Origin of the sequence: Chitinophaga costaii (assembly GCF_900094705.1) — a bacterium.
Lineage (GTDB): Bacteria > Bacteroidota > Bacteroidia > Chitinophagales > Chitinophagaceae > Chitinophaga > Chitinophaga costaii.
This window is the reverse complement of record NZ_FMAR01000011.1, coordinates 127,049-143,623: the sequence shown is the minus strand read 5'-3', so window position 1 is coordinate 143,623 and position 16,575 is coordinate 127,049. Positions and strand designations below refer to the sequence as shown.

Annotated in this window: 11 protein-coding genes; all 11 read left to right on the top strand. The window is 48.0% G+C overall.

The genetic code is table 11. The annotated features are described in order from the left end of the window. Positions 1 to 310: 310 nt before the first annotated feature. The 11 genes from GA0116948_RS15235 to GA0116948_RS15185 all read left to right on the top strand — a co-directional run bounded on the left by GA0116948_RS15235 (position 311) and on the right by GA0116948_RS15185 (position 16,497). On the top strand, positions 311 to 2,491 hold the full coding sequence (locus GA0116948_RS15235; RefSeq protein ID WP_123891813.1) for a hypothetical protein: 2,181 nt from the start codon (positions 311 to 313) through the stop codon (positions 2,489 to 2,491). A gap of 154 nt (positions 2,492 to 2,645) precedes the next feature. Continuing rightward, entirely contained in the window at positions 2,646 to 4,403 is a 1,758-nt protein-coding gene (locus tag GA0116948_RS15230) for an ABC transporter ATP-binding protein (protein ID WP_089713756.1), read from the top strand. A gap of 110 nt (positions 4,404 to 4,513) precedes the next feature. Next, complete coding sequence (locus tag GA0116948_RS15225; RefSeq protein ID WP_165798482.1) at positions 4,514 to 8,269, top strand: DUF3857 domain-containing protein; 3,756 nt, start codon at positions 4,514 to 4,516, stop codon at positions 8,267 to 8,269. A gap of 139 nt (positions 8,270 to 8,408) precedes the next feature. Then, positions 8,409 to 8,669, top strand: coding sequence for a hypothetical protein (locus GA0116948_RS15220; protein WP_123891814.1), 261 nt, complete (start codon positions 8,409 to 8,411; stop codon positions 8,667 to 8,669). Positions 8,670 to 8,978: 309 nt separating this feature from the next. Further along, positions 8,979 to 10,169, top strand: a complete 1,191-nt coding sequence (gene atpB / locus GA0116948_RS15215; RefSeq protein WP_089713750.1) for a F0F1 ATP synthase subunit A — start codon at positions 8,979 to 8,981, stop codon at positions 10,167 to 10,169. 44 nt (positions 10,170 to 10,213) lie between these two features. Next, positions 10,214 to 10,474, top strand: coding sequence for an ATP synthase F0 subunit C (gene atpE, locus GA0116948_RS15210; RefSeq protein ID WP_089713749.1), 261 nt, complete (start codon positions 10,214 to 10,216; stop codon positions 10,472 to 10,474). Positions 10,475 to 10,587: 113 nt separating this feature from the next. Further along, the gene (gene atpF, locus GA0116948_RS15205) at positions 10,588 to 11,082 is read left to right on the top strand and encodes a F0F1 ATP synthase subunit B (RefSeq protein WP_089713747.1); all 495 of its coding nucleotides are present in this window, start codon (positions 10,588 to 10,590) and stop codon (positions 11,080 to 11,082) included. Positions 11,083 to 11,170: 88 nt separating this feature from the next. Then, the gene (gene atpH, locus GA0116948_RS15200; RefSeq protein WP_089713745.1) at positions 11,171 to 11,734 is read left to right on the top strand and encodes an ATP synthase F1 subunit delta; all 564 of its coding nucleotides are present in this window, start codon (positions 11,171 to 11,173) and stop codon (positions 11,732 to 11,734) included. Between the two features lie 85 nt (positions 11,735 to 11,819). Then, positions 11,820 to 13,397, top strand: a complete 1,578-nt coding sequence (gene atpA, locus GA0116948_RS15195; protein ID WP_089713743.1) for a F0F1 ATP synthase subunit alpha — start codon at positions 11,820 to 11,822, stop codon at positions 13,395 to 13,397. A gap of 244 nt (positions 13,398 to 13,641) precedes the next feature. After that, the gene (locus GA0116948_RS15190) at positions 13,642 to 15,792 is read left to right on the top strand and encodes a TonB-dependent receptor (protein ID WP_089713741.1); all 2,151 of its coding nucleotides are present in this window, start codon (positions 13,642 to 13,644) and stop codon (positions 15,790 to 15,792) included. 45 nt (positions 15,793 to 15,837) lie between these two features. After that, positions 15,838 to 16,497 (top strand): hypothetical protein, encoded by a 660-nt coding sequence (locus tag GA0116948_RS15185; protein ID WP_089713739.1) that lies wholly within the window; start codon positions 15,838 to 15,840, stop codon positions 16,495 to 16,497. Positions 16,498 to 16,575 lie beyond the last annotated feature (78 nt).

The following is a 16,575-nucleotide window of genomic DNA, read 5'->3' as shown; positions in this document are numbered from 1 at the left end:
GGTGCAGCAAAAGATGCCATGATCGTTACAGGTATTTTAAAAAAAAGCAATAGGTGGCAATGACCTCCATGTTCTTATCGCCTTTACGCCATGCTTCATTCGCATATGCGCCTGCGGTAAAGTTACTGAAAACCACCCAGCAAGGCTGGCGTAGGATATTCTCGTAAAGGTCATTTTTTATAATATGAAAGCAACTGTATTACACCTTCAATGGTTGATAGCAAACAGGAGCATACAGGATAATTGCCAATTTGGTACTACCTTTGCATAGTATTACCGTACAACTGAAGTATTCATGAAAAAATTTTTTATGTTCGTTTTACTGGCTGCCGTTCCCGGTAGCTGGTTATTTGCCCAGAATGCCCAACCTGCTATACCCATAGGCCGCGTAGGTATTCATGAGAGCATTGATAAAGAACAAGTGGCCGCAGACAAGTTCGATGGCAAGCAGGACAACCATGTAAACGTGGGAGAGGACGAAACCATTAATCTCCAGGTAACCAATGCCATTTTCAAGCAAATAGACCAGATGCAGCAGCAGATAGAGTTGGATTCTTCCCTGGACCACCGGCTGAAAATGAAGTATCTCACCGCCATTAACCAGGTATTGCACCTATACAATGTAAACCGTTCTTACCATAAAATAGAAGCTGCCGATGCGCCGGACATGATCCGTGTATTCCAGCAGATGATGCAGGCTGACATGAAAGGCCAGAGTGTAGCGCCGCTGCTGGACGGACTTTCTTATGAAACTGCCAACATCGTATTAAGGCCTTTTACAGACAACGTGGGGTATAAGGAGGCAAAAGGCGTGCTTTTTGGTAAATATGCTTTCAACCACCTGGAAACGATCATGACCGATGTGCCGCAATACCTGGAATACCCGGTAACAGATAGTGTGGTAGCTGCCGTGGCTCGTAAATACCCCAACCAGGTATTAACCTATGCCACCTCCTACACGCCTACGGCTGCCGCTATCCGCAAAAATTTAGATCCCATAGTACAGCAGATTGTGCAGATAGGACGCAGCGAGCAGAGTACCCGCATACTGCCCTTCATCGACGAACTGCTGGATGGTAGCACCACGGTGGCCCAACTAGAGCCCATTGTGGCCAACGACGATAGTTATTACAAGCAAATGGTTAAGGCTACCATTAAACTGCAAAAACGCAAGCTGGCCGGGGAAAATCCTATTGGCCTCAAAGCCATGCAGGAAAATCTCCAGGCCAAATCGCTCAAATATATTCGGGAAGTAGATGACCTGCACGAAGAGCAGGCCCCTGTAAGATTCCGGATCATCAAAGACTTTACGCCGGAAGAACTTTATTACCTGATCGTAAACGGCGAAGAAGAATTGTATACTTCCAGTTATACTAATCATAACAATGCCGGCCTGTACGACCAAATGATGTTGCGCATGAAACCCAGCCGTGGCGACAGCCTGCTGATGCTGGTGGGTTTTGACCGCTTTAAGAAATTCCTGGCAATGGCCGCAGGCTTTAATACACTGGACAATTTCCTGAAATCCATGGCACCGGAAAACGCCAATTACCTCATGAAGAAATTTGTGAGCAGCCTGGAAAAAACAGAAGATCTGGAAGATGCCGTGGATGTGGCTAATTCTTTTGGCAGCATCCGCGATCCAAAACTGCTGGATTTTTTACGCAGCGAAGTGCAAAAAAACTACGCCTTTGTAAGTAGCAAAAATGATAAACGCGGTATGGTGATCTACTCCCTGCTGAGTAGCTTGTTTGAAACAGAAACCGGTGTAGGCAGCGATTCTTCCAAGGCATCGGACATGGCCAGCAAATTCCAGTTGCCCCCCATTAACTACGTAAACTTTAATACCCTGCAAAGCGACAGTGGCCGGGTATACGAGCAGGTATTTTTTTACGGGGATAAAGATGGCCAGGAATCTTACGCCAGTTTTATGACCAACTTTCCTGCGGGCGACTGGAAGATTGTGAAGAATGCTAACTGGGCCACGATCACGTCTACCAAAGGCCAGCCGGTAACTATTTACGCCAACTTGCCCATAGACGAGCCGGGCGATAAGGAAGCTATCCGCAAATTGAGTGATTACCTGGATGAAAACGATATTCACCCCACCATCTTCATTCACCGTGGCCATAGCTTCCATGTGAACACCACCCTGGATAACCTGCAAAGCTCTGCCAAGATCGTGGTACTGGGTTCCTGCGGCGGCTACCATAACCTGGCACTGGTGCTGGCCAAAGCACCTGAAGCCCATATTATTTCTTCTAAACAGGTGGGTACCCGTCGCGTGAATGAGCCCATTCTGCGCAGCCTGGAAGAAGAGGTGCGCCAGGGCAAACGCATAGACTGGGTAAACATGTGGGCCGGCCTTTCCAAACGTTTTGCCGGCGATGTAGCCAGCCGCGATCTTTTTAACGATTATGTGCCGCCGCATAAAAACCTGGGCGCTATCTTTATCAAGGCCTATAAGCAGATCATGAAAGAAGACAAATAACTTACTCTTAGTAATATATAATCCCCGGCGCTGTGCGCGCCGGGGATTTTGTATTTTTGCAAAGTGTGTTTCATGCGGCCAGCAGGGAAGTAGGACACAACACGGCGGACTACGGTTCACAGCCCCCCACGCATTACAACCTGTTTAGCAAATTATGGCGAATAAGAAAGTATTTGATGTTAGATTACTGCGGCGGTTGTTCTCCTTTGCCCGTCCTTATAAGCGCTCGTTTTACGGGTCTATTACCATGACGGTGTTGCTGGCCATCCTATCGCCAGTGCGTCCCTACCTTATCCAGCTTACGGTAGATAAATATATTGCCAACCAATGGATACAGGCCCTCATTACGGTGAGTATCATACAAGTAGGGTTGCTGCTGCTGGAAACGGTGGTGCGCTTCCTGTTCTCCTACCTCACCAACTGGCTGGGACAAAGCGTGATAAAGGACCTGCGGGTTACTGTGTATAAAAAGATCAGCCACCTGAACCTAGCCTTCTTCGACAAAACACCTATAGGCACCCTTACCACCCGCACCATTAACGACATAGAAGCGATCAACGATATTTTTTCTGAAGGCCTGATCTCCATCATTGCTGATGTACTTATGATCGTGGCCATCCTGGCGGTAATGTTGGTCCAGGATTGGCGGCTTACTTTGATAAGCCTTTCTCCCTTCCCGCTGCTCATACTGGCTACCTATATCTTCAAGGAAAGCGTAAACAAATCTTTTTACCAGGTGCGCAATGCGGTGGCGGCGCTCAATGCCTTTGTGCAGGAACACATTACCGGTATGGTGGTAGTGCAGGCCTTTTCCGGCGAAAAACGGGAGTCGGTGAAGTTTAAAAAAATTAACCGGGAGCATCGTACCGCCAATATCGACGCCATTTTCGCCTATTCCGTGTTTTTTCCGGTGGTAGAAATTATACTGGCCAGTTCTCTGGGCCTTATGGTATGGTATGGGGCTAACCAGGTGCTGAACTACCAGGTAACCCAGGGCGTAATGATTGCTTTTATCATGTACCTGAACATGCTTTTCCGCCCGCTGCGGGTGCTGGCTGATAAGTTTAATACCCTGCAAATGGGCATGGTGGCCTGTGAACGCGTGTTTAAAGTGCTGGATAGTGATGAATACCTGCCCGATACCGGCACACTTACCGCCCAAAACTTACAGGGTGCCATTACCTTTGAGCATGTATCCTTTGCCTATAAGGCAGATGACTATGTGTTAAAAAACATTAGTTTTGAGGTGAAACCCGGCGACACGGTAGCCATTGTAGGACATACCGGTTCGGGCAAAACCACCATGATCAGTATTCTGAACCGGCTCTACGATGTACAGCAAGGGCATATTTTACTGGATGGTAAAAATATCCGGGATTACAAACTTTCTGAAGTGCGCAGCCGCATTGGCGTGGTGTTGCAAGATGTGTTTTTGTTCGCCGGTTCCATTTACGAAAATATTACCCTACGCAATCCCGCCATTACCCGGGAAATGGTAGAAAATGCAGCCCGGCTCATTGGCATGCATGAATTCATTACCCAACTGCCGGGTGGCTTCGATTACGCGGTGATGGAGCGGGGCAGTACTTTGTCGCTCGGGCAGCGCCAGCTTATTTCTTTTGTACGGGCTTTGCTATATAACCCCGCCATCCTTATCCTCGACGAGGCTACCTCCTCGGTAGATACAGAGTCGGAAATGCTGATCCAGCATGCCATCGACAAGCTTATCTCCGACCGCACCGCCATTGTTATTGCACACCGCCTGTCTACCATCAGCAAGGCAGACAAGATCATTGTGTTAGATAAAGGCGAGATTAAAGAAATGGGCACCCATGAGGAACTGCTCAAAAAAGAAGGCTTTTACTTCAAATTACACAGCATGCAGTTTAAGAAGGTGGCCGATAAAATATAAAAATCCCTTTTCTGCCCCAGTGCTAGCATTTTTTTATTTTCCGACATTTTATACATTATTATTTTTTATATGTAATTTGTATCCCTATACATGTTTTAATGCCCTACCTCATGAAATTTGGAACAACCTTATTTGTCCTGGCGCTCCTGTCTACCCTATCCCTGCGGGCCGGAGATTATGAAAAAGCCTGGGAATGCATTCACAAAAATGATATTCCCCACGCCCGTATTTACCTGGCCAATGCTATGAGAGTACCTGCTACGCACGACAATGCCCTGGCCACCTGGATGCTGCTGGAAAGCTATGAAGGATACATGGAAGATCTGGCTGTAAAGCTGCATAATCCTGTTGCCACTTTCCGGAAACCCGATCCTTACTTTTACGCATTATGGTTTACCGATGCGGTGCTGGGCGAGTACAAGCGTAAAAGCGGGTACGAACTGGATAACCTGCACCGCATGATAAGCGACAGCAGCCTGGATGGCTCCCTGCGTGCCGCTGGTGAATACGCTTATAGCCATCACCTGGCGTGTAGCAACCAGGCGGGGCAAATGGCGGCACATTTTGCCGCCATGGGGGCCATTGAGCATTGGTCGCACGTAGGCCCGTTCGATAATATTTCCGGCAGTGGTTTCGACAAAGATTATGGACCTATCCATGAACCCCACACCGGGAAGGGTTTTATTTCCCTGAACAATACGCCCATAGACTGGTTTACACCGGCTGCTCCCCAGGGATGGGTGATTTTAGAGATGGCATTTCCCGTTAGTGCGGCCATAGGCTATTCCCAGTCTTTCGTAAAATCGGAAAAGGATACCGATGGATTTTTATGCCTGGGGGGCGCTGGAACCTTCAAAGTATGGGTAAACGACCGGTTGCTTATCGTGGAACAGGATGAAAATCTTACAGAGTTGGATGAATACAATGTGCCCGTACACCTGCATGCAGGCTATAACCGTATCCTGGTGCAAACCGGTTTTACCAGCAGAACCTCCGTTCCTAATTTTATAGTCCGGCTTACCGATGCCCGCCATCATGTGCTGCCGGGTCTTACCGATACATCAGGCGCCCAACTCTACCTCCCGGATACCCTCCGCACTTTGCCAGCGGAAATCCCGCATTTTGCCGTAGCCTATTTCCAGGCGCAGTTACAAAAAAATCCAAATGATATCACTAGCGCCCTGCTCCTTAGCAAAACGTATATCCGCAACCGGCAGTACGACAAAGCCAAAGCAGTACTGCATCCTTTTTACATAAAATACCCGCAGGACGTAGTCATACTTAGCCAATATATTAACTGCCTGGGTGAATCGAAAGACAAAACCGAAATGCTGGAACTCATAGAGCGCCTCAAAGCGCTAGACCCGCAGAATTATTGGGTGCTGCTGGAAGAGAGTAACCGGCTCACCGAAGAGTCGCAATTTCCGGAAGCATTGGATACCTTATTGCACGCAGAGAGGCTGATGGGAGAGCGGGAAGTAACCCTGGAAAAGAAAGTGATCCTGCTTAGTAAAATGCAACAGGTAGACAGTTTGATCGCCACTGTGCGGCATGGGTACGAAAAGATGCCCGGCAGCAGTGTGGCATTAAGTATGATGTTTGTGCTGGAAAGGGATGTGCAGAAAAACCGGGCCGCCGCATTAAAATTACTGGAAGATTATAACGAAAACCAGCAAAGTAACTTTGATGTGCAGAAATCCCTCGTGGATGAATACGAGGCGCAATCGATGGAAGATAAAGCGATGGCCGTTTTGCGGAATATTGTCTGTAAATCGCCCGATGAAAAAGGAAGCTACGATCTGCTGATCAATCATTTCTACCGGTTGCAGCAATACGATAGCGCTCTGCATTACCTGCAAATTCAACGTGGGCTGAGTCCTTACAACTACGATATCTGCGGCTCCATCGCCGATTGCTATGTGCAGAAAAAGGAAATTGCCAAAGCCATCGAATACTACCAGCAAGCCTTAGCCATTTACCCCGGCCAATATGAATACCGCCGCCACCTCCGGGAGCTACAGGGCAAGCCCGACATCTTTAAATATTTTCCTGCCATCGATTATGTTAAAACCATTGCCGATGCCTACAAGCAGCCCCTCGATTCTGCAGAGCCTTTCATTACCCTTTTTGACCAAGACAATGTGGTGTTATATGGGCAAGGCGCTTCCGAGCGGATTAATAGCTGTGCCATGTTATTGCAAAACAAGGCGGGCATAGATGGCTGGAAAGAAGTAACTATCCCCTACAACGAGGTGTACCAACTCCTCAATATACTTAAGGCGGAAGTGGTAAAACGAAGTGGGGCCAGGATTCCGGCAGATGTAAATGACAATACTATCGTCTTTGAAAAACTGGAACCCGGCGATGCCATTTACTACACCTATAAAGTCAGTAACTACCCCATAGGCCGCCTGGGTAAAGAGTTTTGGGATCGGTATTATTTCTGTTCCCCTTTTCCTACCCGTCGGGAACAATACAACCTGCTGGTAGCCGATAGCATGGACATACAATATAAAGTGCTCAATGACGATACGTTTAAACCCGTTACCAGCCAACATGAGAATTTTAAACTTTATAGCTGGACGGCCAATAACCTGGCGCCCATTCATAACCAACCTTTCATGCCCAGCCTGTCAGACATTGGCACTGTGCTGCATGTGTCTACTATAAGATCCTGGGACGTAATTGAGCAGTGGTACAGCGACCTGACCCGGCTTCAGTCGCGGGAAGACTACGATCTGAACCAGGCCTTTGCGGACATATTCCCCGAAGGGCTGAAAGGCCTGGACGATCTTACCAAGGCCCGCCGTATTTATGCATACATAGAGGCCCACATTGCCTACAGTTCTGTGCCTTTCCGACAGAGCGCCTATGTACCTCAGCGCGCATCCAAAACCCTGGCCACCCGGTTGGGCGATTGTAAAGATTTGTCTACCCTGTTCCTGGCCTTTGCCCGCAAAGCCGGCTTAGCCGCCAACTTGGTGTTGGTAAGCACGCGCGATAATGGACAACGGCTCATGGAACTGCCATCCGTGGCATTCAACCATTGCATCGTACGGGTTACGCTGGGCGGTGAAAACTATTACCTGGAACTAACCGACAACCTGCTACCATTTAATGTAATGCCTAGCCAGGTATATGGCGCACAGATATTGAATATACCCTTTCAGCCTGCTGCGCATGCCAGCCTGGAAGTGGTAAATATGAAGCACCTGCAACCATCCTTCGTCCATATGCACACTACGATGACGGTGCATGGCAATGACCTGGAGATTACTCAGCGGCAGTATTGTGGCGGTATCCGGGCCGAGGTATTGAGAAGTGTTTATTCCGATAAAAACAGGGACGATTGCAAAGAGCAACTCTACTATACCCTCCATAATGGGTTTAAAAATGCCGTGGAAATTGATTCTTTTGATTTTGCCAACCTCAATAACCTGGCAGACACGGTGGGGGAGAACGTACACTTTAAGGTGCTCAACGAAGTGCTAAGCGTAGGAGGCATTAACATGCTTCACCCTGTATTCAGGGACCAGGTGGCCACGGCCAACATTTTTACCGGGGAAGACCGCCAATATCCTTTCCTGTATTGGAACTATGAAAATACGGATGAATACAGCGATGAGGTAGAGATCCATCTGGAGAATGGGAAGGTTTTTGACCAGGTACCGGCAGATATGCAGGCGCTTTATAAGAACATGCAGTACAGTATCACTTACCGGCGTACGGCGACGGACGTGTTGCTGATCACCCGGACATTTCATACAAACAGCCGGGTGGAGATACCGGTAGCCGATTTTGCGGGGCTAAAAACGTTCTTTCAGCAGATCATGCGCGAAGAGCAAAAATATATTTCCTTCAAATAACTGCTTTTGCAGGCGGGGGCCAGTGTCTCCACAAGGGAGGGCGTACTGATTGGTACGCCCTTTTGCCTGTTGGGGCATGCAGTACCCCGTTTTCAATGGCATGGTATCTGTACCCTGTTGTATACCTAAAGCCATAACGATGAACAAATCTTCTTATGAGCCGGAAGCCGGTAAAAGCTTTGCGGAAAAAATAGACGCCTTAAAAAAAGACCTGGACACCATAGAGGCCCATCACCAGGACTTTTTTGGCCCCAGGGGCGACCGGCTGGCGGATCATTACATTTTCGATGACGACATTACCAAGCGGGGGTTCCGTTTTCAGCAGGACTCCGACCTGCCGGATGCCATCAAGGAGGAGTGCCTGCGTGCCTATGAAAAGGCATTTGGCGGAAAGGATTAACCCTCACTTTATTCCCGCAATCGTTCCCGGTAATTTCCCCCCAGATTACCCATCTTATTATTAAACATTAAAATAATTTTATATATAATTTATTCTACATATAAATAAGAATACTGCTTCCGTGCGCCTGCTCCGTCAAGTGGAGGTTTACCACAGGGGAAACGGGCGGTTTTTCAGTACTTTATCGCAAATAATAATATGTATTAATTCACTGATAATTAATTCCCCCAGGCTCCCCTTTCACTTTTTTGTATGCGACATCGTTTTTGAACTAAATTCTCCTATCTTTGCGCAAAATTTCAAGAAAAGGTGATTTCCTATAAACTGTTCAAACATACTCTGGTAGCTACTCTGACGGCTTTGTGCCTGCATGGTTCCATGGCTTTTGCTGCTGCCCAGCCCACTCCGGAAAACGTTGGAACGGCTTCCAAAACCGAAGCGGCTACTGCTGAAAAGGAAGGAAGCAAAAAGATCGATGCAAAAGAGTTGCTGCTCGGGCACGTAAAAGACAGCCATGAATGGCATTTCTTTAGTGTAGGGTCGTTTCATGCAACGATTCCCCTGCCGGTTATTTTATATAGTGCTGCTAAGGGAACCACCACTTTTTCTTCTGACAAACTGGAAGATGGAGAAACCTCTTATAATGGATTTCGCCAGGTAAATAGTGCCTACCGCCAGGAACACCACCTTGATGAAGCAACTTATCCGGATGGGAAAATCATAGCTGTAGACAATAACAATAATCCCACGGGCGAAAAAATATACGACTGGTCTATTACCAAAAATATTACATGCATGATCCTGGCAGCCATCCTGCTGTTGTGGATCATGATTTCCGTAGCCAATACTTACAAGGCCAATGGTGCCAAGAAAGCGCCCAAAGGCTTGCAGGGTGTACTGGAACCCGTAATTATTTTTATGCGCGACGAAGTGGTGAAGCCCAATATCCCTGGCAAACAGGCCGAGCGATTTGCCCCCTTTATCCTCACGCTTTTCTTTTTCATATTGATCAACAACCTGCTGGGTCTTCTGCCGGGTTCTGCAAACGTAACGGGTAATATTGCCGTTACCGCTGCCCTGGCCATTATCAGCTTCATCGCGATTTTGATCAGCACCAACCGCCATTTCTGGGGTCACATATTTAATCCTCCCGTACCTTTCGGTGTAAAGCTAATCCTGGCACCGGTAGAGCTGATCGGGGTGTTTACCAAACCGATCTCCCTCATGATCCGGTTGTTCGCCAACATGCTCGCGGGCCACATCATTATCCTCAGCATTATTGCCCTGGTATTTATTTTCGGTGCCATGAACAAAATAGCGGGTTATGGATTCCTGCCAGTCACCATCATCTTTAACCTGATGATGATGTGCTTGGAACTGTTGGTAGCATTTATCCAGGCATTCATCTTCGCTACGCTTACCGCGGTATTCATTGGCCAGTCTATGGAAGGTGCCCACGACGATGAGCATGCGCATGGAGAAGTTAAAGCGCATCATTAATATCCTGATCTAAGTTTTTATTTAAATACAAACACATAATCATTATGGCTCTTTTAACAGTTTTATTGCAGGCTGCTGAAGCAGGTGCTGGTTTGGCGAAAGCTGGTGGTGCAATCGGTGCTGGTGTTGCTGCTATCGCTGCTGGTATTGGTGTAGGTAACATCGGTAAAAGCGCGCTGGAATCCATCGCCCGTCAGCCTGAAGCTGCTAACGACATCCGCGCAAACATGATCTTGGCTGCTGCACTGGTAGAAGGTGTGGCCCTGTTCGGGGTTATTGCCGGTCTGCTCGCTGTAGTAAGCTAACTGACCTTTTTACTGCATCCTGCGCACAGGGCAAGGGATGCAGTAATTTTTTTTAAAAAGCCATCAACGATTATCCTTATTACGCAAACAATATAACCTTTCAATACATTACCATGGATCTGTTGCAGCCCGCCTTAGGCTTGTTTAGCATTTCATTACTGATCTTCCTCATCGTTTTCCTGCTGCTGAAAAAGTATGCCTGGACACCTATCCTGGGTGTACTGAAAGAAAGGGAAACTTCTATTGCCGAATCTATCACTTCCGCAGAGCGGGTGAAAGAAGAAATGGCGCAGATGAAGGCAGAACATGAACACGTGCTGGCCGAAGCGAAAGCCGAAAGAAGCAAAATCCTGAAAGAAGCAAAAGACGCCAAGGATCACATCATTGCCGAAGCTAAAACGCAAGCCCAGTCTGAAGCCAAGAAGATCATCACCGAAGCATATGCCGCCATTGAAACACAGAAACAGGCTGCCCTTACCGAAGTGAAGAACCAGGTAGGCAACCTTGTGATAGATGTAGCGGAGAAAGTGCTGAGAAAAGAACTGTCTAACAAAGGCGCGCAGGAAAGCTATATTAAAGAACTGGCCGGAGATATTAAACTGAACTAATCAACGCAAGCAAGCCGTTTGCCATGAAAACCCAGCCCCTGGCAGGTATCCATGCAAACGGCCTTCCTGCGCAAAGCGATATAAAAACATGCAGAATCCCCGCTTAGCATCGAGATATGCAAAATCATTGGTAGACCTGGCCCTGGAGCAATCCCAGTTAGAGCCGGCATATGCCGATATGAAACTGCTGGCCAGCATTGCCAACACCAACCCCGATGTGGTGAATTTGCTAAAAAGTCCGATCATCAAGGCTGATAAGAAAAATAAAATACTCGCCGCTATCCTGACCGGGCAAGTAAGCGCGCTCACTTCCTCATTCATTACCCTGCTGGTAAACAAAGGCCGCGAAAGTGTACTGCCGGAGATTGCGCATGCTTTCATTGATCAGTACCAGGCCATTAAACATATTCACAAGGTAAAGATCACCACGGCCCAGCCGCTGGACCAGGCCAGCCTGGCTGCCCTGACCCAGCATATCCAGGATTCTTTTCCGGGACAGGCGCTGGATATCGTAACTGAAGTGAAAGAAAGCCTGATTGGCGGCTTCCTGCTCGAAACCGGCAACCAATTGTTCGACGGCTCCGTATCCCGCAGCCTGGAAGAACTGCGCAAGAACTTCAGCGGCAACGCCTACGTTCCTGCTATTCACTAACTTTTTATTTACAGCAGCCGCTGCGTAGTCGCAAAGCTGTCTGTCGTTATACATTTTAAACGACTCTTTTAAAAACACATAATTTATGGTGAGCATCAAACCCGATGAAATTTCTGCAATACTGCGCCAACAGTTGAGCAACTTCAATGCATCGGCCGAACTCGAAGAAGTGGGTACCGTTCTGCAAATAGGGGACGGCATCGCGCGTGTTTACGGCCTGAACAACGTACGTTCCGGTGAACTGGTAGTGTTTGAAAACGATGTAAAGGCCATTGCCTTGAACCTGGAAGAAGATAATGTGGGCGTGGTACTGATGGGGGATGCAGGTTCTGTTAAAGAAGGTGATAAAGTGCGCCGCACTGGCCAGATCGCTTCCCTCAAGGTGGGCGAAGGGCTGATAGGACGCGTAATTAATACCCTGGGTGAACCGATAGACGGTAAAGGCCCCATCACGGGCGAACTGTACGAAATGCCTATCGAGCGCAAAGCCCCGGGTGTTTTGTTTCGCGAACCAGTAAAAGAACCACTGCAAACCGGTATTAAAGCGATTGACGCCATGATCCCCGTGGGGCGTGGCCAGCGTGAACTGGTGATCGGCGACCGTCAGACCGGTAAAACCGCTATCTGCATCGATACGATCATTAATCAAAAAGAATTTTTTGAAGCGGGTAAAACCGTTTATTGCATCTACGTAGCTATTGGTCAGAAAGCCTCTACCATTGCTGGTGTAATGAGAACGTTGCAAGAAAACGGCGCCATGGCTTACACTACTATTGTAGCTGCTGCTGCTTCCGAACCCGCACCGTTGCAGTTCTACGCACCATTTGCAGGTGCGGCCATCGGCGAGTTTTTCCGCGATACCGGTCGTCCGGCGCTGATCATTTACGATGATCTTTCTAAACAGGCCGTGGCTTACCGCGAAGTATCTTTGCTGCTCCGCCGTCCGCCGGGACGTGAAGCTTATCCAGGCGATGTATTCTACCTTCACTCCCGCTTGCTGGAACGTGCTGCTAAAGTGATCGCGAAAGACGATATCGCTGCACAGATGAACGACCTGCCGGAATCTATCCGTCACCTCGTGAAAGGTGGTGGTTCCCTCACCGCCCTGCCTATCATCGAAACACAGGCCGGCGACGTTTCTGCCTATATCCCGACTAACGTGATCTCCATTACCGATGGTCAGATCTTCCTGGAAAATAACCTTTTTAACGCTGGTATCCGTCCTGCGATCAACGTAGGTATCTCTGTGAGCCGCGTAGGTGGTAACGCCCAGATTAAATCCATGAAGAAAGTAGCAGGTACCCTGAAACTAGACCAGGCACAGTACCGCGAACTGGAAGCCTTCTCCAAATTTGGCGGCGACCTCGATCCGGCTACCAAATCCGTACTAGACAAGGGCACCCGTAACGTGGAGATTCTGAAACAGGCACAGTTCAACCCTTATACGGTGGAAAAACAAGTAGCCATCATTTACCTGGGTACCCAGGGGCTGCTGCGCGAAGTACCCGTGAAGAATGTACGTGCCTTTGAAGATGCATTTCTGAATGAAATGGAGGTAAGACTGCCCGAAGTACTGGCCGAATTTAAAAAAGGCGTATTGGCAGACGAAAGCCTGAAGAAAATGGTGACCCTGGCCAACGAACTGAAACCCCGTTTCGCCTAATCATCTTTCGATATATTGTTAAAACGCCCTCGTCATTCGATGAGGGCGTTTTTATTTTCCGTCTTTTTTTTACCGCTTATAACCCTTATAGTAGCAGGTATACCCATATAATAACTAATTTAGTCCAGGTAGATATTTTCGCCGCCGGGCTACCCCCTATTTACCGGTAATTTGTACGGATCCTGCCGAATACCCCTTTCCCAACTTTTAGTTACGCCTTTTCTTTGTCGCAAATACTGATAGCATGAAATTACTGTTACTCCTATTGATTGCAGGTTCCCTCCCGGTATTGCTACATGCGCAAACCACAGTAAGCGGGCAGATAACCGATGCTAAAAAACGCCCATTGGCCGGTGCCAACATTGCAGTGCAGGACAGCTACGACGGCGCTACCTCCAGCAAAGACGGCCACTTCAGTTTTACCACTACCGAAACCGGCGATAAATTTTTGCTCATCACCCTGAACGGCTATCAACCCCTGCAAATAAAGATATCCCTGAATGGCAAAGCCGAAAACGTAGTGCTGATCATGAAACAAGCGGCTAATGAACTACGGCTGGTCACCATTTCTGCCGGCACCTTTGAAGCCAGCAGTAAAACCAACACCGTGTTAAAACCACTGGACATTGCTACAACAGCGGGTGCCAATGCAGATATTGTTTCCGCCCTTAAAACATTGCCCGGCGCACAGCAAATTGGCGACAAGACCGGCCTTTTTGTACGCGGCGGCACTGGCTACGAAACACAAACTTACATAGATGGATTATTGGTAAGGAATCCTTTCTTTTCTGAAATGCCGGACCTGCCCTCCCGAGGCCGGTTTTCACCATTCCTTTTTAAAGGCACCACTTTTAGCAGCGGCGGTTATAGTGCGGCTTATGGTCAGGCGCTTTCCTCCGCCCTGATCCTGGAAAGTAACGACCTGCCAGATCGCAGTTCTTCTTCTGTAGGTATCTCTACTGTGGGCGTAAATTTGGGGCTACAGGAACTGGCTAAAAATAAAAAAAGTTCCTACGGGGTGGAGGCAGACTATACCAACCTGGCACCTTATTTCAAACTGGTGCCGCAAGACCGCTCTACCACTATTTACCCTGCATTCTGGAATGGATCGGCCAACTACCGGCTAAAAACTTCGCGCACCGGTATGCTTAAATTTTATGGCTATGTGAGTACTAATAAACTGGGCTTCACCCGCGAAAGCCTGGAATATCCCGGCTACCTGGAGCTGTTTGAACTTCATAACAGGAGCGTATACACGAACCTTACCTGGAAAGAAAAGCTGGATGATAACTGGCGGGTAGACCTGGGCGTTTCCTACAGCACAAACACCGATAAGATAAAACTGGACACCATTAGCAAACGCCCGCCGGCAGCGGTAAACAACCGTTCCGACCTAAGTCAGTTCCATATGGCTTTTTCCCGTGGGCTGGGCAATTTCTCCTCCCTGAAATTGGGAGCAGAATACCAGTATGCCGTAGAGAACTCTGCCTACAACCAGTATCATAAGAATTATATCGATAACTATGGGGCGTTATTCGCCGAAAGTGAAATATCCCTGGCCCCGCGCCTGCTGGCGCGCGTGGGTGCCCGCGCCGAACACTCCACTGTGCTGGATAAAACCGTACTGGCGCCCCGTGCATCCTTGGGATATAAACTGGATCAATACGCTCAGTTGTCTATGGCCTATGGCGAGTATTATGAAAAGCCGGAGCCAGATTTTATCCGCTGGGATCGTCAGTTAAACTATATGCGTGCTACGCATTACATTGCTACCTATCAGAAACTGGCTACGAATTATACTTTCCGGGCAGAGGTGTTTTACAAAAAATACCACCACCTCATGAAAACCATACCCGATACCTCCAATGGCGGCACCGGTTATGCAAGGGGGGCAGAGATTTTCTGGCGCGATAAAAAAACATTTAAGAATGTAGACTACTGGGTGTCTTATTCTTTCCTGGATACCCACCGCCAGTACCTGGACTTCCCTAAATCGGTACAACCTAATTTTGCAGCCACGCATACGCTGTCTGTCGTATACAAGCAATACATACCTAAGATCACTTCCACCATTGGCGTTACCTACAGTTTTGCCACTGGAAGGCCTTATTACAATCCAACCTTGCCGGTAACGGAATTTATGTCGCAGCACACCAAGCCTTATAACACCATTGGTTTTAGCGCGAACTATCTTACAACTATCCGCAAGGCGTTCACGGTGTTTGTATTTACTGTAACCAATATAACGGGCAATAACCTGGTGTACAATTATAACTATTCCACAGACGGCCAGCGTAGGCAGGAAGTAACGCCCAATGCACCGCGTTTCTTTTTCCTGGGTATGTTCATGAGCTTCGGGATAGACCGGCGCCAGGAGGTAATCGACAATCAATAATTTTCATCCTTCCATATTTACCACAAACGCTGTAAAACATTTTTTATGAAACGTATCCTCTTTTCTCTTTTGCTGAGCAGCAGTGTTTGGGCCGTGCAGGCGCAGGACGCAAAGTATGTGGCGGCCATGACCAAAAACATTGCCCTGATAGACAGTGCGCATATTAAATACTTTGCCAATGCAGACCTTTCCCTGTTTGAAACCGAAGCCAATGCCTTTGAACGCATTGCTACTGCCGAAAAAGATAAATGGCAGCCCTACTACTTTGCTGCTTACTGCCAGGTGATGGAAGCCTTGTATGTAAAGGATAAAGACAAGGTAGATGGATGGGCCGACAAGGCCTCGCTGAATGTAGATAAGGCGCTATCTTTTAGTCCGGACAATAGTGAGATATTATGCCTGCAATCGCTGGTGGCCACTTCCCGTATTTCCGTAGATCCCATGACCCGCGGCCTTCCTTACGGTAAAGAAGCCGCCGTTCTGCTGGAGAAGGCTAAAAAGTTGAACGCAGCAAACCCCCGGGTATACATGCTGCAAGGCCAAAGCCTTTACTACACACCGGAGCAATTTGGGGGCAGTAAAGTGAAAGCGAAGGAATTGTTTGAAACGGCATTGAAGCAATTTGCCTCCTTCAAACCAGCCACCAATTTAGATCCTAACTGGGGTGAAGCGTATACAAAACATTTACTGTCTACCATAAAATAACTTAGTGACAAGAAAAAGCCGCTTAGATCGTAAGCGGCTTTTGTATAGAATAGTTTTATTCCAGGTATCTATCTGATA